Raw genomic sequence first — 22,317 nt, 5'->3', positions numbered from 1 at the left:
CCTGTTACGATTATAGCACGGTTGAAGGAACTCTTCCAACCGTTCTACATTTTAGTAAAGATTTTTATCAGCTCCAAAACCACTGTAGATTTTAAATAGGAAGCTACCAGAATGATTAAAAAAGCAATGAAAATATCATTTAATATACTGTTGAACAATCGTTTGAAATCCAGTTTTTCGCGATTGGTACAGCTGTAAACGATATACATCGACAACTGTATTGCCGCCGCACTGATGAGAAATGTCGCCAGCACATCAAATATGACCTGCGGAAAAAGCGTCAGGAAGATTCCTGCCAGCCCCTTCAGCTGATATGTATAAACAAACAAGGCACAGGAGAATCCGATCTGCAGACCCTTTGTGAATACAACAAATGAAATGATCGGAATACCGGCAATGGATGTACCGAGCAGAAAAACACCGATTACAAACAGGATGCCCATCAGAAACTGATTTACAAAATAGGCATACTTATCAACTCCCTTATCGATTGTGGTGAGATAGGAACTAAAATGTGCGATATCATCCACATTGATAAATTTGGAATAGATTATGCCGCATAGAAAGCCGCTTACCATCAAAATAGCAATGAACAGATACACGTTTTGATATTTGCGGATAAACCCGTTATACATCTTTTGTCTCATGCTTCCACCTCGGTTCAGTATATGAAAAAAAAGGCGGAATAGTCGTGAATATGCTCGACAGTTTCAGCCTTTTTTCTTCATTGTCAGATCCTTGGCATAGAGCAGCGGCGCTCCCTGCAGCTGCTTGTTCAGCTCCGCCAATATATCAGGTTTTTGTTTTGCCGGCTCTTGAAACATATTCAGCTGGGTGATCGATTTTGTTTTACTGTACAGTGAACCAAGACCGATCCCTAAATGCCGAATCGTTTTATTTATACTGTTGCGGTCAAACAGAAGCAGTGCATTTTCCAGAAGTACCTGATAATCATCCGTATAGTGATCCAGCGAAACGCTTCGGACCGCATTGGTAAAATCATAATAGCGAATCGATAAGGAAATCAATGATCCCTTGATGCCTTCGGCTTTTGCCCGCCGTGATAAAGACTCAGCAAGCCGGATCAGAACTGTTTTCACTTCATCATATTCAATAATATCCTTATCAGTCGTCGTCGACTGTGAAATTGACTGTACACTGCTGTTATAGCAAAGCTTATTGGTGCTGTTTCCCCGAGCATTTTGAATCGCCTCATAGCCATGCTTCCCCATCAGCGTCATGATTTTCGATTCATTCTGCGGATCTGCCAGATCACCGATTGTTGAGATACCGTTAGCAATCAAAAGCGGAGCGGTTTTGGTGCCGATCCCCTGCATATCACTTATGGGAAGCGGCCACAGCTTGCGGGACAATTCCTGTTTACGCAGGACGGTGATACCCATTGGCTTGCGCATATCACTGGCCATCTTGGCCAAAAACTTATTTGGCGCAATCCCGATACTGCAGGGCAGGCCCAATTCCTCTTTTAATCGATTCTGGATCAGCCATGCCAGATCAAGCGGCCGATCAAATTTACTGATTTGTTCAGTAACATCGACATAACATTCATCGATACTTGCCGGCTCCACATATTGACTGAAGGTGCGAATGAAGCGAAAGAAGCGCTCACTCAATTCCTCATACCAGCTGTAATCCCCCTGCACAATTACCAGATTGGGGCACAGATCCATCGCCATTTGTAACGGCATAGCACTGTGTACCCCATATTTTCTGGCCTCATAGCTCGCCGTAGATACCACACTGCGTCTGGATAAACCAGCTACCACGACCGGTTGTCCCTCCAAAGCTGTATTATGTAAAATTTCCGCACTGGCATAGAAAGAATTCAGATCAATATGGAAAATAACCCGTCCGGCCATACGCCACCATCCTTTTCATATGGTATTTATTATAACGAATTTTTACCATTTAAGATAGTGATTTACCGTGATTCAACGATAATTTTTGACAAGATTACCTTTATTTTTCATCCGATGCTCAAGTCTTAGTTTATCCGAGATCATTGCGATAAACTCGGAATTGGTCGGCTTTGCCTTGCTGGCAGATATCGTATAACCAAAGATGTCGTCGATCGCATCAATATTGCCCCGTGTCCAAGCTACTTCGATCGCATGACGAATTGCTCTTTCCACTCTTGATGAAGTAGTCATATAGCGTCTGGCTATCTCCGGATATAAAACCTTCGTTATCTGTCCCAGATAGTCCGTATTCATAAAGGTTTCTAAAATGGCTGTACGCAAATACATATATCCTTTGATATGTGCCGGTATTCCAATCTCATGCAGAATATCCGTTATATCCTGCTCCAACTCTAATTTTTGAACCCGTTCCTTTTCATGCTCATCCAGGTTGATCTTCATCATATTGCCTTCAATCGTCTTTTTCATTGACATCCCCGTAATCATCGCAAGACGATCTGTCAGCTGACAAATCTCAAAAGGCTTCATCAGTAGGTAATCCACATGATAATTATCCAATTCATTAACGATCAGTTCATTAATGAACGGGGTTGTGCAAATGATATGATCAGCGTGAATCTGATTGCTGCGAAGTTCCTGAAGCACTTGAATACCGTCTTTCTTCGGCATGATCAGATCCAGCACCAAAACATCAACGTGTTTTCCATGCAGTTCAATTAAACACTGTTCACCATTCGTTGCACTCCCCACAACCTGAAACATACTGCTTTTCTTAAACTCATCTTTCATGCTGTGGATCATATCACTGCTGTCATCCACCAAATATATCTTCATCGTCTCTTTCATTATCTTTTCGACCTCCACGAGTCTAATTATAAGGGTTATGTAAGCGGAAACACTAGAGATATGTCGAAAATTTCTAAAAATTTGAAGAATTTTCTTTAAAAAAATAAAAAAGCGACCTTCTTCCCAGTCGTTTCTTGTCACAATTTGGAAAGAAGGTCGAAAAAAGTCGATTTTAAGATTCTGTTTGCTGAATCATCCATTCCGCGTAAACCCCGTAACCATTCACCGGGTTAGAAGTTACTACATGAGTGACTGCCCCGATCAATTTACCATCTTGGATAATCGGTGATCCGCTCATTCCCTGAACGATGCCATTGGCGGCAGCCAGCAGGTTTTCATCCGTAACCGTAAACTCTATACCTTTGACATCCTTCGAATCCTGTTTATTCACTTTGGTAATCTCGATTTCATACGACTTGATTTGCTGATCGTTCAATACCGTTTCTATCGTAGCTTTACCTGTATGCACTGCTTCCCGCGATGCCCATTCATACTTTTTGGCATGCTTCGGAAGATCCTTATAGGCGCCGTAAATACCAATATCGGTATTCTTGGAAACACTGCCCAAAGGATCGTTATAATTGATTGTCGCATTCTTTTCTCCGGCAACATTCGGCTGGGCCTTCGTGATACTGTTAACCTCGGATGAATAAATTTTACCATCAGCAATCGCGGCAATCTGATTCAGGTCATTATCCATGATTTCATGTCCGAGTGCTCCATACTGGCCGTTAACGGGATTATAAAAGGTAATGGTGCCTACTCCCGTTATCTCATCTTTTACATACAGACCGCTTTTAAAGCTCTGGGTTTTGTCATCAAACACTGTAGTTAGGGTTCGGTCAATCGTTTTCTGACCATGCTTTACCGTTACCGCAATCTCATTCACAGGCTTTTGATATTTTAACAGTTCTTGATAAAGATCTTCCATTGTCTTAACTTTAATATCATTGACCGCTATGATCACATCCCCTTTGACAAATCCCTGTTTGGAGGGATTATAGGATGATCCGTTTTGTTCAACTGTATACGTACCGCTGACCATAATTCCTTCATAATGTACCGCGATGCCGACACTGTCGCCGCCGATGTAAATTTCCGAATTGGCATAAACTGTCAAAGGCATGAACAGACCGGCACATAACAGCAGTGCTGCTGTTCGTTTCCACATAAAAATTCACCTCCTGTCTATTAGTATTCCCACCCATGCGCAGCCTACTAAGGCGAGTACACGGAAGAAAAGACAGGAGGTTCATTAATGAGTCTGTGCGGTTTGATAAAGCTCGGCAGCTGCCTGAATGGATGAGGAAGAATCGCTGCCGGTCGCAATCAGGGCGAGCTGACGAATGCGTTCTTCTCCTTCAAGGACATGGATTGTCGTCGAGGCAGAATCCTTGCTTTGATTTTTTTCAACCAGATATTGATTATCGGCACAGGCTGCTACCTGGGCTAGATGAGTTACACAAAATACTTGGGTATTAAGTCCGAGTTTCTGCATTTTTCTGCCGATTGCCAAAGCAACACTGCCGCTGACACCGGTATCAATTTCATCGAAAATTACCGTATCAATTCCCTGCAGCGAAGTGAAGATTGTCTTTAGTCCAAGCATCAGCCGTGAGAGCTCTCCGCCTGAAGCTACCTGCTGAAGCGGTTTTAAAGGCGATCCGGCATTCATGGCAACCGCAAAATACACTTTATCAATCCCATTACGCATGAATGCAGGTTCAAAGCAGACCTTAAATACCGCATGCGGAAGATGAAGATCAGCAAGTTCTTTCATAATTGCGGTTTCCAGTATCTTTGCCTGTTTTTTGCGGATCACCGATAGTTTTTCTGCCAGTTTACGATAGCTTGCTTCGGCATCTTTTACGATTGCCTGCTGCTTATCCAAATACTCCTGGCGATGAGTTATCTGCTCAATTCGTGAAGCAAGTTCCTGCTCCTTCTCCTGAACCTGACGAACGGTTCCACCGTACTTACGAATGATTTTATGAATGATGAACAGCCGTTCCTGTATATCATTAAATACCTGCTCATCAAATTCCTGATGCTCGGCAATTGATTTCAATTCCTGGAGCTGCTCTTCTAAACCATAATAGGTATCATAAAGGCGATCCGCACATCCGGCAATTTCATCAAATTCCCGTAACGCATCAAGCTGTCGGCATGCTTCATAGAGTTGTTCCATAACCGCATGAGTACCATCCAAAGACTCAATCGAGGCCTGCAGATGACCATTGATTTTTTCAAATGCCATCATCTGCTTCTGTTGGCTTTCCAACGATTCAATTTCTTCTTCCTGAAGCTGTACATCCTGTATCTCCTGAAGCTGATACTGTAAAAACTCTAAATCATCTTCATTGTAATCCTGATGCAGGGCAGTTTCTAAAGCATCCTTTGCCTTTTTATAGACATCGTATGCCTCCTGTACCTGATTCAGCAGCTCCTCCTGATTACAATAGCGATCCAATAAAGAGCCGTGATAGCGGCTATTCAGCAAGTACTGTGTATCATGCTGTGAATGAATGTCCAACAAAAGCAGCCCTAGCTCCTTTAAGTAAGAAACGGTAGTTTGGCGATGATTGATTCGAGCTATGCTTTTTCCGTCATTGGTAATCTCGCGTGTTAAAACCAGCAGGTTTTCATCCAGATCATACCCGTCCGTTTCCAGCTTTGCTTGCACTGCACGGTTTTCATCAACGCGAAAAACACCTTCGATCACCGCTTTGTCTCTTCCCTGCTTCACCAATGAAGCGTTTGCGCGCTCTCCCATCAATAAGGAGATAGCGTCAATCAGAAGTGACTTGCCGGCACCGGTTTCTCCGATAAAAGCCGACATATGGTTCTCAAAAGTTAATGTTAAAGCATCAAATAAGATAAAATTCTTAACATAAATCGATGTAAGCATTTTTCTCACCTCATGTTTCGTTTTTTTCTGAAACGATGCGAAAGATATCAAAACTACGTTGGATAGGGATATTGGATATATGCATGACAAATTCCCGATTTCCATCTCTTCCCATGATTGAGCTATTCGCCAGATGGTGGACATAAAGCCCCAATTCTTCGACAAATTGAATCATATCCTGCAATACTTGACGATGAATTTTCGCATCGCGGATCACGCCGTGTTTGTTTAACGCAGCCTTTCCCGCTTCAAACTGCGGCTTAATCAATACAACCATTTCCTTATGGCCTTTCAGCACGTTTAGAACGCTGGGAAGAATCTGCTTCACGGATATAAATGATACATCGATACAGGCAAAATCCGGTTTGCTTTCAAACATGGTTTCATCGAGATACCGGCAGTTCACCCCTTCACGATTGATCACTCTGGGATCTTTTTTTAAACGTTCCAGCAGTTGATCGTGTCCGACGTCCAACGCGTAGACCAGCAGGGCATGCCGCTGCAGACAGACATCGGTAAAACCACCGGTGCTCGCCCCTACATCTATGATAACGCGATCCTTTACATCAATCTGAAAGCGATCCAAGGCACCATGCAGCTTCCATCCTGCCCGGGAGGCAAAGGACTGCGCCAACGATTCCAATTCAATCCGATCCGCTTCTGTATCTATCAACAGACTGCGTTTTGTAATGATCTTACCATTAACCTTGATCCGACCCTGTGAAATCGCATCCTGTGCATTTGTACGCGTATCACTTAGCCCAATCGCCACCAGGCTTTTGTCAAGCCGTTCAATCATATTGAGATATTACCTCAAATAAAGAATTTGTATCAATATGCTCAGCTTTGCGCAGCTGCGGCAGTGAACCATGCTCTACAAAGTGATCCTCCAAACCGATGCGAATAAACTGCTTGGTGATTTGATTATCATTACAATAGGAAAGAATCGCATCAGATAAGCCGCCGCACAGCATATCGGTTTCATAAATAATAATCGGCAGCTTCCGCTGAATCAGCGTTACCAGCATTTCCTCGTCAATCGGCTTAAAGAATCGGGCATTCACAATGGTTATATGCTTATTATTCACTTTTGCTTTGGCAATGATCCGATCCACATCCGGACCATAGGAAATGACAATTACTTTGCTCGGTTCCTCACTCTCCCAAATTGTCCAGGTGCCGATTTTTATATCACAGGCATCTAAATTGATCGGTGTAAACGGAACATTTCCCCGTGGATAGCGAATCGCAAACGGTGAGTCTTGATGAAATGCCAGCGCCAGCATTAGCTGCGCTTCATTGCTGTCCTTCGGCTGTGCAATCACCATATTCGGAAGCGGTCGAAGCATCGCTATATCAAAGACACCATGATGCGTTTCACCATCTTCCCCAACCAGTCCCGCACGATCAATACCGATAACCACCGGCAAATGCATCCGGGCAACATCATGTGATATCTGATCGTATGCCCGTTGTAGGAAAGATGAATAGATCGATAAAAATGGGCGCTTCCCATTGAGTGCCAAGCTGGCCGCAAACGTCATCGCATGCTCTTCCGCAATCCCGCAGTCGAAGGACCGCTTTGGATAGGCATCAAAGAAATTCTGCAGCTTGGAACCGCCGATCATCGCCGGTGTTATCGCAACAATGTCCTCATTCTCCGCAGCCAGCCGTACTAACGTATTGGAAATGACCTCACTCCAGGACAGATGACCTGCCGGAAGCATCGCCAAGCTTTTTCCGGTTACCGGATCAAACTGTGAAACCCCATGCCATTTACCGCTGCGATCTTCTTCCGCAAACGGATAGCCCTTTCCTTTTTTTGTAATCACATGTACAACGATCGGGCCTTCATGATTTTTGACCTGTTTGAATACCCGAATTAAATCATGCAGATCATGACCGTCCACAGGTCCGATATAGTCCAATTTGAATTCCCCGAAAATCGAGGTATCCACAACATTTTCCTTAACGGCATTTTTAATATTGCGCATGCCTTCCAATAAAGATTTACCAACCTTATTGATTGATAAAACCTCTTTTAGATCAGTCTTGATCGTATTATACGGTTTAGATGTTCTCAGCCTTGTGAACGCTTCGTCCATCGCTCCGACATTCTGTGAAATAGACATATTGTTGTCATTAAACACAATTACCATCTTTCGGCCTTCACTGCCGATTTGATTGAGGGCTTCCATTGCCATACCGCTGGTCAAAGCCGCATCTCCGATGATCGGAATCACCTGATAGCCTTCGTGATTCAGATCACGAGCGACCGCCATTCCTAAGGCTGCCGATAAAGAAGTAGAAGAATGACCGGCTTCCCAAACATCATGTGTACTTTCCACGCGTTTTTGAAACCCGGCAATTCCTTTATACTGGCGAAGCGAGGCAAACTCATTCACTCTGCCGGTTAAGATTTTATGGACATAGCTTTGATGTCCGACATCAAAAAAAATCTTATCCTGCGGTGAATCAAAAACATAATGTAGTGCCAGTGTCAGCTCTACAATCCCCAAATTGCTGGATAGATGACCGCCGGTCTTGGCAATACTCAAAATCAAAAATTGGCGAATATCCTCCGCCATCAGCGTCAGTTCTGTTTCATCTAACGATTTAATATCTTCCGGCCCCTTTATATCAAAGATATTCATAAGGCACGCTCCTTTCAGCTCTCACGCTTTGCAATCGTATCAATCAGTGTCAGCAGCGGTTTGTCATGAAGCTGCAGCTGCTTAATCATCGTGCGTGATTCATTCAGCAGCCTTGACACCTCTTCCTGTGCGGCTTCAATTCCCATGAATTTCACATAAGTAGCTTTATCGTTGGCAAGATCACTGCTGCTCTTGCCAAGCAGTTCCACACTCGCCGTCACATCAAATATATCATCCTGAATTTGAAATGCCAGTCCGATGTTTTGACCAATCTGCTTCCAGGCTTCTCGGTCCTGCCGTTTACCGGCCAATAGACAGGCAAACAGCAATGGCAATGTCAATAATTTACCGGTTTTATATAAATGAATATTTTTCAAAGCTTCAATGCTTTTTGCCGGCTGCGCCTGAGCTTCCAGATCACGGGATTGTCCCAATACCATGCCTTCCGCACCGCTGTATTCTGCTAGTGCTTTAACGATATGCGTCACCGCATTGGTATCATCACTCGCCCTTGTCGCCTCCACAAATGCCTGGGTGAGCAGAGCATCACCGGCCAGAATTGCCGTTGCCTCTCCGTAGGCGATATGACAGGTTGGCTTACCGCGCCGCAAGGTATCGTTATCCATGGCCGGAAGATCATCGTGAATAAGCGAATATGTGTGAATCATCTCAATCGCTGCCGCTGCCGCATATCCCTTTTTCGGGTCCAGGCCATAAGCCATTAAACCGCAAAAAAGCAGGTTTGGACGAATTCGTTTGCCTCCGGCTAACAGCGAATAATACATTGCATCCTTCACCGGTGAAGCAGGCAGTTCATCGAGACAGGTAGCTAAATAATCCTCAAATTCATTCATGATTCACTACCCTCCTGATAAGTCTGTAGAAGATCCTGCACCCGATTCTCAAATGATTTCAGCTGCTTATCACAGTCATTGACCAGTTTCAGTCCTTCTTCAAACAATTCAATGGCCGCTTCCAGCTCCAATTCATTCGCTTCTAAAGCTGCAGTTATCTCATCTAACCGGTTCATTGAATCAGTAAATGTCTTTTCCTCACTCATGGTCATTCTCCTTTACGTTCTCTATCTGTGCGATCGCCCGGCCATCCGCAAAGCGAATTTCTACTTCATCCCGAAGCTGAAGCTGGGTCACACTTCGTATAATAGACTCCTTGGACACAATACTGTATCCGCGATTTAATATTTTCAATGGACTGAAGGCATCTAATAAAGCCGTCTGATGTGCCATCTGTGCTTTATAAACACGAGTTTTCTCCTGCATAATGTCGATCATCTGCTTTTCTATGCGCTCATTTCGACGAGTCGTCTGCTGTAACAGCAAGGCCGCCTGATAAGCAAGCTTCCGCGCCTCCAGCGACAGCGTATGACGGCTTCGCTCCACCCGGTTTTCTACATCTCCCAACGACTTAACCATCATTGCCAGCTGCAGCTTTTGCCGTTCGGCATAAGCAAGCGGATTTTTCAAATAGCGGTTGTTTTTCATCGATTCCAAGCTGCTCCGACTCTTTTGATCCAGCCCCCGCAATGCCTGCAGCATCCGCTGCCGCATGCTTGTCAGCTTTTGAAGCACTTCGTGCCGATCCGGGGTAATCAGCTCAGCTGCCGCAGTTGGTGTAGGTGCCCGCGCATCGCTGACATAATCCACTAGCGTTGTATCTGTTTCATGACCGACTCCCGTTACGACTACTGTTTTCAACTGGTAAACAGTTCGTGCCAGCGCTTCATCATTAAAGCACCAAAGGTCTTCCAAGGATCCTCCGCCGCGCGCCAGCAGCAGCACTTCATGACCGTTTTGATCAGCCCTTTGCAGTACCTGAATCAACTGTTCACTTGCGGTACTGCCCTGCACCAGTGTCGGATAAACCTGTACCTTGGCCAACGGCCAGCGCCGGGCAATGGTCGTCAGCATATCCTGTACCGCCGCCCCAGTCTTTGCGGTGATAATACCGATCGACATAGGATAAGTAGGCAGCGGCTTTTTATGCATAGGATCAAACAGCCCTTCCTTAGCAAGTCTTGCTTTCGTCTGTTCCAGCTGTAAATACAGATCTCCAATTCCGTCAGCCTGCACTTTCGTTACATACAGCTGGGTAGATCCGGCCGCTTCGTACATGGAAACCGAAGCGGTTATCAATACTTTCATACCTTCCTTCAACATGATTGGACAGCGTGACGCATAGCTGCTGAACATTACACAGCTGATTCGTGCCTTTGCATCCTTTAGCGTAAAATACCAATGTCCGCTGCGATGATTGGTAAAATTTGAAATTTCACCTTTAATGAAAACAGCCTGGAGATTCATATCGTTGTCCAAAGCGGACTTGATATAACGCACCAGGGCAGAAACCGTGTAAACCGGTGAACTCATAATTTATCCAAAACACCGTTTATTAATTTGTATGTATCATCATCGCAGTATTTTTTAGCCAGGGTTACCGCCTCATCGATCACAATTGGTTTCTGCGCTGTTTCCAGGTCAATTTCACAGCAGGCCATTAAGAGAATTGCTTGCTCCACAAATCCCAAACGGTCAAACTGCCAATCCTTTCGCAGCACCTGATTGATCTGATCAATGTATACATCTTTATATTTCATCGCATCGATCGTTACCGTATACAGAAACGGATCGATTTCATTATGATCGCAATTATCATAAACCACCTGTTTAATTTCCTTGTTTAATAGAAAACTCTGATACAGGCAGGTCATCGCTAATTCACGAAGCTGATGTCTGTTCATTCCTACTCCTCCGTTCATCCTATTTATTTTACCATAATGTGCTCAGTGATTCTATACTTTTATATGGATACATTCCCGCTTTTCATGACTTTTTGCACATAAAAAGATGTGAGGTTTCTCACATCTGTCACGGTAATGCCGGAATCACAATTTCCCATTCATTTCGTTCACTCTTTCCCCAAAAGATATAGACTGGCTGCAAATAATTTTTTGAATCCAGCTGATACTCCAACGCGGCACGATTAAAGACGATTCGTTTTGCGGTGATTGCACTCGATGCGCGAAATTCTCCGTGTTTCAATTTTGAAAAAGCCCGATTCTGGGAAATCGCTTTTTCTTTTCGTACATAGGTATACTGACTGACGTCATAATCAATGAAATTTACGATTCCGTTTTCACCGCACGAAAGCATCAGCGTGCCCTTTTTCCCGTTATGAGTGCCATCTAACTTCCAAACCCATACCGCATACGATGAATCTTCGGGTTTTTGAAGTTTTGCCGCACTATCAATAAGCCCCAGTTTTTCTCCGGTATGCTTCGCCATTAACCAATTATTATCTTGATTGGTACCATCGCCGGCAATCCGAGCATAGGACCAGCTGCCATTTTCTTTATTGATGATCAGCTGTCCATTTGCATAGCCTCGCACCTGCTGGATCGAATTTTCGTTGATGAGAGGCTGATCCTGCAGCTTCAGCTTGATTTCCAGGGTTCGTATCAGCATCCGGATCTGTTTTTGATTCGGAGTACGCAGGCGGTACATACCGATCATCGGCTGCTTTTTAGACAATTTATGTCGATATGATACATTCGTTTGCGAGAGCGCATAGGGATGAAAGACAGAATATGTCAAATTGCCGTATGGTTTGGACCAATACAAAATGAACGCTGACAAAGATATAAGCAATATCATAACCGGTAATGCTGTATAACCCGCTAATGGCTTCCAGCGCTTTGTCCGTGCAGAAAGCACCATCATGACGATACAGAACCCAAGCATACCGCCTAATGTATTATTCAAAAGATCATCAGCTTCAAAAACTCCCAGCTCAAAAACAAATTGAATAGTTTCAATCAGCAGCGAACCGCCAAACAATGTAAGCAAAGAGCCATACCATCGGCGAAAGAAACGATGGACAAACGGCAACGTCATGCCCAGCGGAATAAACATAATAATATTAAGAAGCAGCTGCTGCCAAGCATGAGAACTGCCGCCAAACCACGCATCCTCATAGGACGCGAAAAGCCGCAGATTTATACCCTGAAAATGAATGCGGCTGAAACAGGTAATTCTGAGCACCAGCAAATAATAAAATACCGTAAATAGTACGGATCGATATTTTCCAGCTAGGTAAAGCCAGTTGATTTGCTTATTATGAGTTCGCAGATAGATCGTTGTCAAAAATACTCCGGCTAATAAAAAAAGAATTGTATATAGCGACGCTTCGAAAAGCTGTCCGATCATATATTCATAAGACATAATATCTCCTCATTCCCCAATCAGTATATCAAAAAGCTTTTAGGATTCTGAGAAAAGTTTTAAAAGAAAAAGAAAAGAATTCATGAGATCATGAATTCTTATAAGGTACTCTGGCACTGGGTACCACTTTACTGGCAGGATCGGCATGCACTGCCTGATCGTCAAAGAAAATATGCGGTTTAAAGGCCTGTAAAACATCCTGTTTTCGTAAACCGCCGAGAAAAAACGCTTCATCGATACGGACATTCCATGCCCGTAAAGTTTTGATCACCCGTTCATGTGCCGGAGCACTGCGGGCGGTTACCAGAGCCGTACGGATCGGTGACGCATCTTGATCGAATTGCTCCTGCAGGGCTGATATAGTTTTTAAAAATTTCGCAAAAGGTCCTTCCGGCAAAGGCTTTTGAGCCTTTTCCTGCTCATTGCGAACAAACGCCTCCAATCCTTTTTCCTGATAGATGCGTTCGGATTCATCCGAGAACAGCACAGCGTCTCCGTCAAATGCGATGCGGATCTGATCAATCGGTTGATCCATAGAGCGAATCGGATCGGTGTAGATTAATCCGGCCGCAATATTGCTGTTGATCGCCATGTTGACATCCGCTTCAAAAGCGGACAAAAACAGATCTGCCTGAAATGCTTCCAGATAAGTAGATATTGATGATCCGCCGCTGAGCACCGCACGGGAGATATCCAAACCGTAATGAGCGATGGAATTAAAGATGCGCAAAGAGGTATCGGCACTGTTATGCGACATGATCACTACTTCAACAAGCCGTTTTTGCGGGATCAGCTCATTTAGCTTCAACAAGGCTTGCACAAGCGGAAATCCCGATCCGGGTTTTAAAACATCCGATTCGTGTTCAATCTGATATTTGCTGTAAGCAGTCAAACCTTCTTCTTCGTAAATGCGGTTGGGTTCGCTCATATCAAACAGCGCCCGCGAAGATATTGCGATCACCAGACAATCATTCAAGGTTTTCGGCATAACAGCTATCTCAGCTTGATCGCGTCACCGCGCAGATCAATGTTTGTTTCATAGAAGCATCGCATCACCTTGATCATATCCTGGACATCCTGCACCCCGGCAGTTTCATATGCGGAATGCATTGCCAGCTGAGCCAAACCGATATCACAGCTCAAAATGGATACATGGGAGGCCGAAATACTGCCCAGGGTGCCGCCGCCGGGAATATCGCTGCGGTTTACAAATTCCTGCACCGGTACGTTTACTTTTTCACAGAGCGCTTTAAAAACAGCTGCGCTTAGGGCATCGGTTGTATAGCTCTGACGGGCACTGTGCTTAATTACAATACCGCGGTTCATAAAGATCGGATTGCTTGGATCATGCAGTTCACTGTGATTAGGATGCAGGCTATGTGCATTATCCGCTGACAGCATGATCGACCGTGCGATCATTTGCGGCAGCTTGCCGGCTTCCATCCCCATACCATCCGCAATCCGTGCTAACACATCATGAAGCATGGTAGAGTCCGCTCCCTGCTTTGTACCGCTTCCCACCTCTTCATTATCGAAGCAGCAGAATATATTGACTGCTGAATGTTCTGCCTTAGCCTGCAAAAATCCCTGCAAAGCGGTAAAGGCACATTCCAGATCATCCAGCTGCGGCGCACTGATAAATTCTTTGTGAGCCCCCCAAACGCTGCCCTGCTGACGATTGTATAAGAACAGCTCCGTATTGATGACAGCGGTCTTATCACATCCGGCGGCCGCCGCAATCACATCCATTACATCATCTTCCTGCTTCATCGCATACAACGGTAACAGATCATTTTGTATATTATAGCTGATATTGGAATTGGCATTACGGTTCATATGAATCGCTACATTGGGAATCAATACCAGATCCTCATCGATATGAACGAGCCGGCTTACAATCCCCTGCTTCGTCTTGATAACTGCCCGTCCGGCAATTGCCAGCGGCCGATCAAACCAGGTGGAACAAAGCATGCCTCCATATCCTTCTACATTCAGCTTTATATAGGTACCATATACATCCATCTCTGCTTTCGGCTTCAGCTTGAAAGAAGGCGAATCACTGTGACTGGCAGTAATCTGAAAATGGGTTGCTTCCTGCATCGGAAGCTGAAACGCCACAATACTGGACTGATTTCGCTCCATGTAATACCGGCCGCCCGGCTGCAGCCTCCAGCTGTCATATTCCTTTAATTCATGATAACCGGCTGCTTCCAACTGCTTTGCCATTGACATAGCCGCATGAAAGCAGCTGGGACTATTTTTGATAAATTGAAACAATGATTGAATTGTTTGATCCATAGATACTTCCTCCTATTGTTGTATTATACCAATTTCTATCCGGCAAATCCACGCCGGTACCTCTGATATGAAAAAACGTTCCTTTCCGAACGTTTTCTTCTCTATTCAAATAAGAAGCCAATGACACGGATATCAATAACATCCGGTGCATAGTCACTCATATGTTCAATGCTTTCATAAATCTTCGTCTGCAGACGGCTGCATGTCTCATTGACATTCACCTTATAGTCCACCTTGATCTCCAATGTTAGAATCAACTGATCATTGACTACCTTACAGCCGATCGGATATTTAAATGGTGTAGCATCGTGCAGCACCACATGCTCATCCTCTTCTACTGCGATTTTCGCAATCGTCTGAAAAACTGATTTATTGATCGCAATTAAACCAATTTCATTACGCTGTTTTAATGCAATATATTCCTGTGCCATGATTATCACCTTCTATTGCTATTATAACAGACTTTTTCAGCCATTGCATCATTTAAACGATACTTCTGTCAAATATTTTCCCTTTGTCACATCGTACACATACTGCATGACTTTTTTAGCGGTTTCTTTATCATTCTTTTGATCAAAAACCGTTACCTTGCACGTATTGTCACTGATCTCCACCGCTGATGTATAACCCGCTTTTTTCAAGCCGTCGATCAATGCCTGTTCAATCTCTTTGGTATCCTTCAGACTTTCGATCTTTTTAAGTGCTTCCTGCTTTTCCTGTTCGGATGTATCCGGTGAAGAAACCACATCGGAATTACTGTTGATTTCCTTATCTTTTTTCTCATCCGATTTCTTTTTTAATTCATCTGCATTGTTTTTGGTTTCTGCTTTCTGACTGGTCTTATTATTTTTCATGACCGTTGTCGTATCAGCCGGCAGCGTCACATAGTATACCGACAACATCAGAATCAAAGAAAACAGGGTCAGAAAGGCGAGTGCTTGCTTATTCATACAAAAATATCCTCCTTGCCTACTTCACTGTATGCTGGGAGGATATGGTTCATACCTGTTATTTCATAATAATCCGAAGCTGCTTCAGCCAGTCTTCATAGTAAGCCTGCTGATAGTGCATAAAGTCATCATAGGAGATTACACGGGTCTCCAATTCTTCGATAAATTTCACAAATGCCTTATTGATCTGAATCATTTTATCGTCGTGAATGATTTTGATCGTTCCAATTTCCACAAGGGACTGCGCTAGGATTTTTGCACACTCCTCATGTACCAGCTGTCCCTCGTCAAGCGGCAGCTTTAAGAAACTGGTATTCAGCCAATAATTATCGACCAAATAATTCTTGATCACGTTTAAAAATAGTGAGAAATCTTCCATATTGTTACCCGGTTCAATAACAAACAGCATCTTGAAGAACACAAACCAGTCATAATCGCTGTTGATAACGCTCAGCAGATAATTACCGAGAATATGAATGAAAATATCCGGCGATTGGAAAGAATCATCCAGCACCACGGCATTTTCAAAATCAATCTGAACGCTGTTTAGCTTTTTAAAGGTCTTAAACAGCTTCGAGATACGATCATTATTGCCTCCGTCATAGCGGATATCTTTGATAAAGATATAATGACCCAGTATCGCGCTGGTATTTTTAATATTGAGGGTGAAGCCGATCGATTCATTCATCTTCATCAAAAACAGATCGTTGATCGCTTTGGTAATCAATTTCTCAAAACCGGTTTCAGAAATACTGACATCATTCTTCGACATATCCTGCATCTGGTCATAGACGATATTCAGCTGCCGATCCAAGATCGTCAGATTGGCCTTGATAGATGCCAGAATATCCTTCATAAAGTCATCGTACACATAGTAATTTGTATTCTTATACACAAGCTTGTGCTCGATTTCTCCCCAAAAGGAATGCACCAGCGCCTTGATCTGCAGCTCAAAGTTAATCGGGCCGCGCTCTCCTAAGTAATAACCGTCGATCCGATAAATCGCAAAACCATTTTTTTGCACCTGAGGCTGCTGAGATGCAACATCCAGAAATACTCGAGGATTAAGATCATTATAGTAATAACCATCCGCTTCCTTTCGATTGTTGAAAAATAAACGCAGCTGCTTCAAGATCAGATATTCCTCCTCGATAAACCGGCATTCAATGATAAAACCGATCAAATCACTGAGATGATCCAAGATCTCCTGCGGAGTTTCATAATTTATATAGAAACGATTGCGAATAATTTTTTCCCGCAGGCTTTCCTTGGTCTTGATCCGAGAATTGATATCGACGATCCGTTCATTGTCCTCTTCAAAAATATGATTGAAATAGGCCTTAACCTCTCTGCGGATATCCTGATAATGTTCCTGGTTCTTATCCAACAGTGACAAGGTGTCATCAATGACATCAAATACTTTTAACCGCATATGTTATTCTCCTTCATCTAAGCAGGCTGCCACGGCCTGAATATCTTTATGAAGCTGGCAGACAAGCGCTGCCTTATCCTTGAATTTTTGTTCCTCGCGCAGATAGCAGCAGAATTCCAATCTCAGATCCAATCCGTAAAGATCTCCGTGGAAATTTAACAGATGTGCCTCAACGGAAAGCTTACGCCGTTCATTAAAAGTAGGATTATGGCCGATATTGACCATACAGCGATACGTTTGGTTATCGACTGCTGCCATTGCGGCATACACCCCTGATTTAGGCAGGACATAAGGATCCTGCAAAGCGATGTTTGCAGTCGGAAATCCGATTGTCCGCCCTACCTGATTGCCCTGAACAACGATACCATGGATTGAATAAGCATAGCCGAGAAGTTCATTTGCATGCGAAATCTGACCGTTTTGAATTAACTCCTCGATCTGTGATGAACTGATTTTTCGCATACCGTCCATTACCGGTTCACAAACGGAAACCTGAAACAGAGATTGTGAAAGTAATGTATTGATATTGCCCTGACCATATTTCGCATAATGAAAATCAAAGCCGCATACCAGCGTGGATACCCCCATCGCTTTCAGCATATCGTGAAATTGGGACACTTCACAGTCAGCCATGGCTTCATCGAAATGCAGGATCACCATACATTCGATTCCAAAGGATTCGGCAATGCGTACCCGATCTTCTATCATGGTCAGATGGGTCAAATCCGCAGCGTGCTTCAAAACCGTCCACGGATCAGGATCAAAGGTGATCATTGCCGGTATGCTGCCATCCTGTTTACTGATAGCCAATACCTGCTTCAACAGTCGTTGGTGACCACGGTGAATTCCATCAAAATATCCGATACATGCTGTGAACTTTCCAATCGTCAAAATCGGTGAGCGCATATAGATTGTCTCGATTCTCATTACCATAGACCTCTTACACAGCGAAACTGATTTCCACTCTCCCGCTGATAAATCGCAACCGCAAGATCGCCATCCGCAATCAGCACTTCATCAGCTGTGGTATCTAGAACGATTCGACGGCCATTTAACACATCCCTATCCATCGGCCGCTGTAGAATTTCATAATGAGACAATGCTTTTAATAACGAATGCAGGGTAAATCTGCCGGCTTTGATCTCATCCAGTGTCGCACACATATCCAGCGTGAACGGTCCGATGGCGGTACGCACCAAAGAGCTCATCACCCCCAAATTTCCACTGGCTGCCGCAATATCAGTGCACAATGTACGGATATAAGTTCCGCTGGAGCATGCGACTTCAAAACATAGTTTATTTTCATCCAGCATCTTTATGTCAAAAATTTCAATATCCCGAGGCTTCCGCTCTACATATTCACCTTTGCGGGCATATTCATACAGCTTGCGGCCATTGACCTTAATACTGCTGTACATCGGCGGTATCTGCTGCTGGCGGCCGACAAAACGCTTCAGCAGCCCCGCAAAATCAGCGATGGGAAGAATTGCTTGTTCAGCAACCTTCGCCCCCCAAATATCTTCTGTTTCTGTGCTGTATCCAAGCTCCATCGTGGCCACATAACGTTTGTCCTGCATGCCTAAATACGGCAAAGCTTTACATGCCTTTCCCACCAACACCATTAAAACACCGGTTGCTTCCGGATCCAGCGTTCCCGTATGACCGATTTTTTTCATATGTAAGATCCGGCGAAGGTGATCGACAACGTCATGCGAAGTCATTCCCGCTTCCTTCTTCACCAGTAAAATTCCATCCATGTATTCACCTCAATCAGTACTTGTTATTATACCATGCTTCAGGGTGCAAAACAAACGCAACAAAATCGGAAATCATGGGAGATTACGGTTTCTTTTGTTTCTTGATTCATGATATAATAGGCCGATAGAAAAGGGGCGGTGTTATGGATTTAAAAACGGTGCTGGCAGATATTCGGAATGCGGATCGCGATTATCGGCTGATCGAAGATGGTGACCGCATAGCAGTAGGTGTTTCCGGCGGCAAGGACAGCATGGTGCTGCTCGTTGCGCTGCATATGTACAGCAAATTTCAGCACAAGAACTTTCAAGTGGTCGGCATTCATATCAAAATGGGTTTCCCGAATATGAATTTCGATGAAATTAAAGCTTACACAAAACAAATGGGTATCGAATTTCACATGTTTGACAGTAAAATATACAGCATCCTGAAACTTCATCAAAAGGATGATAAGCTCCCCTGCTCCTTATGTTCAACCCTGAAAAAAGGCGCAGTGGTACAGGAAGCCAAAGCCCTGAACTGTACAAAGGTTGCCTTTGGCCACCACAGCAACGATGCGGTTGAGACCCTGTTCATGAATATGATCCATGGCGGACGGATCGCAACCTTCGCTCCGAAAATGTATCTAACCCGTGAAAACATCACCTTTATCCGACCGCTCTTGTACTGTTATGAAGAAAATATCCTAACGGCTCAGCAGGTAAATCAGATTCCCTTTGTGAAATCTACCTGTCCCAATGACGGGTACACCGAGCGGCAGGAAATGAAAGATATGTTGAAAGAGCTCTACGAAAAATATCCAATGGCTCGTTATAATTTTTTGTTGAGCCTGCATAATGAAGCACAAGTTGCCCTTTGGCACCATGATGAGGAAATACCGGCTTCCTTTTAAAACGATTCTATGTCATGTACCATGTCTTTTTCATATATTTACAAATACTTGGAATCTTAATGCTTTAAGTCGATTTTGTCTCACATTTTGCAAAAAGCATGTATAATATGAGTGATAGTAGAGAGGCGGATTTTATATGCGCATATATCCAGAAACTCCGGCTGACCTGACCCGCAGCCTATTTATTGAATTTTACGTAACTCGCGATATTGATACTGTTTTGGGGTATTTCATGGATGATTGCTCCTGGATCGGTCCGTGTGATCATGAGTATTTTATCGGCAAGGATGCGATAAGCAAGTATTTTTACGCAGGGAAAACGGAGGTTCCTTCCTGTCGTCTTGACTTTTTAAATCTGGATACGGTTTTTGAAACCGAAGATCATGCTATCACCATGGGAAAATTCGATTTGCGGACAAATGCGGAAGACGGCTTGATCCTGCAGGTTACGCAGCGCTGCAGCATTACCATGCAAAAACAGGACGGTCTCTGGAAAATCCACCATCTGCATAATTCCAACATCTATGAAGAAATGCATGAAGACCCATACTTTCCTAAAACTGTAGGAAAACAAACAATGGATTATATGAATCAGCTGCTAAATGAAAAATCAGAGGTCATCGATATGATCAGCAGTAATATCAACGGAGGATTAAAAGGAAGCAACGATGATGAAACCTTCTCCTATTTTTATGTCAATGAAGGATTATGCAGTATGCTCGGTTATACGTATGATGAGTTCATGGAAATGAGTCATGGCTGTGCAGTCGGGGCGGTGTACCCTCCCGATCTTCCGGCGGCCTTGAAATCGTGTGAAGAATGGTTTGCAAAGGGATTGAACTATGAAGCGGAATACCGCATTCAAAAAAAGGATGGTTCCCTGATCTGGGTTCTTGATACCGGTAAGAAAAGTATCGGTTCCGACGGTAAAGTTAAGATCAACAGTATGATTACCGATATCACCGCGATGAAAGAAGCGGAAATGCAGTTAAAGGTCGAACAGGAGCGTTATCGGATCGCTCTCGAAAATATTACAGACGTCATGTTTGAATATGATATTGTGAATGATTCTTTGGTGAAATATGAACATGAAAACTACGATCGCCACAAACCTGTACAAAAGATCAGCATTGAAGCTTATTTCCATGATCTGGAAACAAACGGACAAATACATCTTGACGATATTGGTACATTGAAAGCTTATTTACTGGGACAGTTGTCAGATGAAAGCATTGAAATCCGAAAATATCTGAACGACTGCTGGACTTGGATTCGCGTCAGCGGCAAGCTGATTTACAGCGAGGATCAAAAGCCAAATAAATTTATCGGAATCTGGCGGGATATCACCGAAGAAAAAAACGCCATGGATTCCTTAATCAATTTGAGTCAGCGGGATGCCCTGACCCGCTTGTATAATCCTAAATGTACCGAACTGATGATCGAGGATCATTTGCAGCAAGATCATGGCGGAGTCATGATGATCACCGATATTGATAATTTTAAACGCGTAAATGATTCTTTCGGACATTTAGAAGGAAACGATATCCTGCTGAAGGTAACTGAAATACTAAAAAGCTCCATTCAGGATATAGACATTGCCGGACGCATCGGCGGTGATGAGTTCTTAATCTTCCTGCCTAAAAGCCGCATGGATGCCATTGAATCCATTGCCCAGAGAATTTCAGCAAAAGCGCGGACGATCCGGATCAAGGATCAGTTTCAATTAACCTTAAGTTTAGGAATAGCATATGCCTCCAAGGATGATACCTACCAAACCTTATTCGCAAAAGCAGATGAAGCGATGTATTATGCAAAAAATCACGGCCGTAACCGCATCCATATAGCAGATATCAAATAAAAAAACTGACCCGCGTTAGAAACTCTTCTAAACGATAAGCGGTCAGTCTTTTTTTTATCCTGCGGTTTTTATATACTGCAGCTCTGTTTCCAGAATCCGTTGAATGTAGGGATTGTTTTCATTGCTCAATTTAGGCATAAAGGCCATATAGCGACATTTTTGATATGTTTCCTCCCCCATTTGAAAGGTATATCCCATAGAACATTTAGGATTACAATCATCCGGATTGATGAGACGTTTACATAGGGATGCTTTTTGAATATCCTTTTTCATCGATTTTGGCAGTTCATCCAACAGCTCCTGATAATCTTGAATATGATCAGCAAAGATTCGCATACGGATCCCTGACTTCCGAAAGACAAAGGTTGCCAGAGTCCGTTTTGTATCGCTTGAAAGATATGATACGACATAACCGCTTTTTGCAGATTTTATATCGCAGGTACAGCGATGCTTGATTAAATATGTGTGCAGCTGTTCCACGAACGGACGATTCATCTCATCCACACTTTCCAAAAAGCTTTCCAGTAGTTGTTTTTCCATTTCCTA

Annotated in this window: 22 protein-coding genes; 2 read left to right on the top strand and 20 right to left on the bottom strand. The window is 43.6% G+C overall.

Going from position 1 to position 22,317, the window contains the following annotated elements; all coding sequences use genetic code 11:
- Nucleotides 1–44: 44 nt before the first annotated feature.
- From GSF08_RS07300 to truB, 19 genes are all read right to left on the bottom strand, one after another.
- The gene (locus tag GSF08_RS07300; protein WP_160625158.1) at nucleotides 45–647 is read right to left on the bottom strand and encodes a stage II sporulation protein M; all 603 of its coding nucleotides are present in this window, start codon (nucleotides 645–647) and stop codon (nucleotides 45–47) included.
- 63 nt (nucleotides 648–710) lie between these two features.
- Entirely contained in the window at nucleotides 711–1,880 is a 1,170-nt protein-coding gene (dinB, locus tag GSF08_RS07295) for a DNA polymerase IV (protein ID WP_160625157.1), read from the bottom strand.
- 72 nt (nucleotides 1,881–1,952) lie between these two features.
- Nucleotides 1,953–2,786 (bottom strand): sporulation transcription factor Spo0A, encoded by an 834-nt coding sequence (gene spo0A, locus GSF08_RS07290; RefSeq protein WP_160625156.1) that lies wholly within the window; start codon nucleotides 2,784–2,786, stop codon nucleotides 1,953–1,955.
- 172 nt (nucleotides 2,787–2,958) lie between these two features.
- Nucleotides 2,959–3,957: a SpoIVB peptidase S55 domain-containing protein gene (locus GSF08_RS07285; RefSeq protein ID WP_160625155.1), complete on the bottom strand. Its 999-nt coding sequence runs from the start codon at nucleotides 3,955–3,957 to the stop codon at nucleotides 2,959–2,961.
- Between the two features lie 84 nt (nucleotides 3,958–4,041).
- Nucleotides 4,042–5,694, bottom strand: a complete 1,653-nt coding sequence (recN, locus tag GSF08_RS07280) for a DNA repair protein RecN (RefSeq protein ID WP_160625154.1) — start codon at nucleotides 5,692–5,694, stop codon at nucleotides 4,042–4,044.
- A 10-nt stretch (nucleotides 5,695–5,704) separates the two neighbouring features.
- Nucleotides 5,705–6,493, bottom strand: a complete 789-nt coding sequence (locus GSF08_RS07275) for a TlyA family RNA methyltransferase (protein ID WP_160625153.1) — start codon at nucleotides 6,491–6,493, stop codon at nucleotides 5,705–5,707.
- Nucleotides 6,486–8,348, bottom strand: coding sequence for a 1-deoxy-D-xylulose-5-phosphate synthase (gene dxs / locus GSF08_RS07270; RefSeq protein ID WP_160625152.1), 1,863 nt, complete (start codon nucleotides 8,346–8,348; stop codon nucleotides 6,486–6,488). Before dxs ends, GSF08_RS07275 begins: the two co-directional genes overlap by 8 nt.
- A 14-nt stretch (nucleotides 8,349–8,362) precedes the next feature.
- Nucleotides 8,363–9,202 (bottom strand): polyprenyl synthetase family protein, encoded by an 840-nt coding sequence (locus GSF08_RS07265; RefSeq protein ID WP_160625151.1) that lies wholly within the window; start codon nucleotides 9,200–9,202, stop codon nucleotides 8,363–8,365.
- A complete protein-coding gene (gene xseB, locus GSF08_RS07260) occupies nucleotides 9,199–9,408 on the bottom strand; it encodes an exodeoxyribonuclease VII small subunit (RefSeq protein ID WP_160625150.1) in 210 nt (69 codons plus the stop codon). The genes GSF08_RS07265 and xseB overlap by 4 nt, the downstream gene beginning before the upstream one ends.
- A complete protein-coding gene (gene xseA / locus GSF08_RS07255) occupies nucleotides 9,401–10,735 on the bottom strand; it encodes an exodeoxyribonuclease VII large subunit (RefSeq protein WP_160625149.1) in 1,335 nt (444 codons plus the stop codon). The genes xseB and xseA overlap by 8 nt, the downstream gene beginning before the upstream one ends.
- Nucleotides 10,732–11,106 carry a transcription antitermination factor NusB gene (gene nusB, locus GSF08_RS07250; protein WP_160625148.1) on the bottom strand — a complete coding sequence of 125 codons (375 nt, stop codon included), beginning with the start codon at nucleotides 11,104–11,106 and terminating at the stop codon, nucleotides 10,732–10,734. Before nusB ends, xseA begins: the two co-directional genes overlap by 4 nt.
- Before the next feature lie 127 nt (nucleotides 11,107–11,233).
- On the bottom strand, nucleotides 11,234–12,586 hold the full coding sequence (locus tag GSF08_RS07245) for a VanZ family protein (protein WP_160625147.1): 1,353 nt from the start codon (nucleotides 12,584–12,586) through the stop codon (nucleotides 11,234–11,236).
- Between the two features lie 88 nt (nucleotides 12,587–12,674).
- The gene (locus GSF08_RS07240; protein ID WP_160625146.1) at nucleotides 12,675–13,574 is read right to left on the bottom strand and encodes a 5'-nucleotidase; all 900 of its coding nucleotides are present in this window, start codon (nucleotides 13,572–13,574) and stop codon (nucleotides 12,675–12,677) included.
- 5 nt (nucleotides 13,575–13,579) lie between these two features.
- Complete coding sequence (locus GSF08_RS07235) at nucleotides 13,580–14,884, bottom strand: M18 family aminopeptidase (protein WP_160625145.1); 1,305 nt, start codon at nucleotides 14,882–14,884, stop codon at nucleotides 13,580–13,582.
- 101 nt (nucleotides 14,885–14,985) lie between these two features.
- The gene (locus tag GSF08_RS07230; protein WP_160625144.1) at nucleotides 14,986–15,315 is read right to left on the bottom strand and encodes an Asp23/Gls24 family envelope stress response protein; all 330 of its coding nucleotides are present in this window, start codon (nucleotides 15,313–15,315) and stop codon (nucleotides 14,986–14,988) included.
- 48 nt (nucleotides 15,316–15,363) lie between these two features.
- Nucleotides 15,364–15,834: a SpoIIIAH-like family protein gene (locus GSF08_RS07225; RefSeq protein ID WP_160625143.1), complete on the bottom strand. Its 471-nt coding sequence runs from the start codon at nucleotides 15,832–15,834 to the stop codon at nucleotides 15,364–15,366.
- A 58-nt stretch (nucleotides 15,835–15,892) separates the two neighbouring features.
- The gene (locus tag GSF08_RS07220) at nucleotides 15,893–17,266 is read right to left on the bottom strand and encodes a GTP pyrophosphokinase (protein WP_160625142.1); all 1,374 of its coding nucleotides are present in this window, start codon (nucleotides 17,264–17,266) and stop codon (nucleotides 15,893–15,895) included.
- A gap of 3 nt (nucleotides 17,267–17,269) precedes the next feature.
- Nucleotides 17,270–18,193: a riboflavin biosynthesis protein RibF gene (ribF, locus tag GSF08_RS07215; RefSeq protein WP_160625141.1), complete on the bottom strand. Its 924-nt coding sequence runs from the start codon at nucleotides 18,191–18,193 to the stop codon at nucleotides 17,270–17,272.
- A complete protein-coding gene (gene truB, locus GSF08_RS07210; RefSeq protein ID WP_160625140.1) occupies nucleotides 18,193–19,023 on the bottom strand; it encodes a tRNA pseudouridine(55) synthase TruB in 831 nt (276 codons plus the stop codon). Before truB ends, ribF begins: the two co-directional genes overlap by 1 nt.
- A 143-nt stretch (nucleotides 19,024–19,166) precedes the next feature.
- Here truB and GSF08_RS07205 point away from each other — a divergent pair, with 143 nt between their 5' ends.
- Nucleotides 19,167–19,913, top strand: a complete 747-nt coding sequence (locus GSF08_RS07205; protein ID WP_160625139.1) for a PP-loop family protein — start codon at nucleotides 19,167–19,169, stop codon at nucleotides 19,911–19,913.
- 136 nt (nucleotides 19,914–20,049) lie between these two features.
- Nucleotides 20,050–21,771: a diguanylate cyclase domain-containing protein gene (locus GSF08_RS07200; protein ID WP_160625138.1), complete on the top strand. Its 1,722-nt coding sequence runs from the start codon at nucleotides 20,050–20,052 to the stop codon at nucleotides 21,769–21,771.
- A 54-nt stretch (nucleotides 21,772–21,825) separates the two neighbouring features.
- Here GSF08_RS07200 and GSF08_RS07195 read toward each other — a convergent pair whose 3' ends face one another.
- Nucleotides 21,826–22,311, bottom strand: a complete 486-nt coding sequence (locus GSF08_RS07195) for a hypothetical protein (RefSeq protein ID WP_160625137.1) — start codon at nucleotides 22,309–22,311, stop codon at nucleotides 21,826–21,828.
- Nucleotides 22,312–22,317: the final 6 nt, after the last annotated feature.

This window comes from Copranaerobaculum intestinale, assembly GCF_009831105.1.
Taxonomy (GTDB): domain Bacteria; phylum Bacillota_I; class Bacilli_A; order Erysipelotrichales; family Erysipelotrichaceae; genus Copranaerobaculum; species Copranaerobaculum intestinale.
The sequence above is the reverse complement of the archived record's forward strand: the minus strand, read 5'-3'. Positions and strand labels throughout refer to the sequence as shown.

Excerpts from the sequence above, each read along its gene's own strand:
- GSF08_RS07205 (WP_160625139.1), top strand. The coding sequence starts at position 19,167 with ATGGATTTAAAAACGGTGCTGGCAGATATTCGGAATGCGGATCGCGAT.
- dxs (WP_160625152.1), bottom strand. The coding sequence starts at position 8,348 with ATGAATATCTTTGATATAAAGGGGCCGGAAGATATTAAATCGTTAGAT.
- GSF08_RS07225 (WP_160625143.1), bottom strand. The coding sequence starts at position 15,834 with ATGAATAAGCAAGCACTCGCCTTTCTGACCCTGTTTTCTTTGATTCTG.
- GSF08_RS07245 (WP_160625147.1), bottom strand. The coding sequence starts at position 12,586 with ATGTCTTATGAATATATGATCGGACAGCTTTTCGAAGCGTCGCTATAT.
- GSF08_RS07220 (WP_160625142.1), bottom strand. The coding sequence starts at position 17,266 with ATGCGGTTAAAAGTATTTGATGTCATTGATGACACCTTGTCACTGTTG.
- recN (WP_160625154.1), bottom strand. The coding sequence starts at position 5,694 with ATGCTTACATCGATTTATGTTAAGAATTTTATCTTATTTGATGCTTTA.
- xseB (WP_160625150.1), bottom strand. The coding sequence starts at position 9,408 with ATGAGTGAGGAAAAGACATTTACTGATTCAATGAACCGGTTAGATGAG.
- truB (WP_160625140.1), bottom strand. The coding sequence starts at position 19,023 with ATGGATGGAATTTTACTGGTGAAGAAGGAAGCGGGAATGACTTCGCAT.
- GSF08_RS07200 (WP_160625138.1), top strand. The coding sequence starts at position 20,050 with ATGCGCATATATCCAGAAACTCCGGCTGACCTGACCCGCAGCCTATTT.
- GSF08_RS07195 (WP_160625137.1), bottom strand. The coding sequence starts at position 22,311 with ATGGAAAAACAACTACTGGAAAGCTTTTTGGAAAGTGTGGATGAGATG.
- GSF08_RS07235 (WP_160625145.1), bottom strand. The coding sequence starts at position 14,884 with ATGGATCAAACAATTCAATCATTGTTTCAATTTATCAAAAATAGTCCC.
- nusB (WP_160625148.1), bottom strand. The coding sequence starts at position 11,106 with ATGAACAGACATCAGCTTCGTGAATTAGCGATGACCTGCCTGTATCAG.
- dinB (WP_160625157.1), bottom strand. The coding sequence starts at position 1,880 with ATGGCCGGACGGGTTATTTTCCATATTGATCTGAATTCTTTCTATGCC.
- GSF08_RS07240 (WP_160625146.1), bottom strand. The coding sequence starts at position 13,574 with ATGCCGAAAACCTTGAATGATTGTCTGGTGATCGCAATATCTTCGCGG.
- xseA (WP_160625149.1), bottom strand. The coding sequence starts at position 10,735 with ATGAGTTCACCGGTTTACACGGTTTCTGCCCTGGTGCGTTATATCAAG.
- GSF08_RS07265 (WP_160625151.1), bottom strand. The coding sequence starts at position 9,202 with ATGAATGAATTTGAGGATTATTTAGCTACCTGTCTCGATGAACTGCCT.
- GSF08_RS07300 (WP_160625158.1), bottom strand. The coding sequence starts at position 647 with ATGAGACAAAAGATGTATAACGGGTTTATCCGCAAATATCAAAACGTG.
- ribF (WP_160625141.1), bottom strand. The coding sequence starts at position 18,193 with ATGAGAATCGAGACAATCTATATGCGCTCACCGATTTTGACGATTGGA.
- GSF08_RS07275 (WP_160625153.1), bottom strand. The coding sequence starts at position 6,493 with ATGATTGAACGGCTTGACAAAAGCCTGGTGGCGATTGGGCTAAGTGAT.
- GSF08_RS07230 (WP_160625144.1), bottom strand. The coding sequence starts at position 15,315 with ATGGCACAGGAATATATTGCATTAAAACAGCGTAATGAAATTGGTTTA.
- spo0A (WP_160625156.1), bottom strand. The coding sequence starts at position 2,786 with ATGAAAGAGACGATGAAGATATATTTGGTGGATGACAGCAGTGATATG.
- GSF08_RS07285 (WP_160625155.1), bottom strand. The coding sequence starts at position 3,957 with ATGTGGAAACGAACAGCAGCACTGCTGTTATGTGCCGGTCTGTTCATG.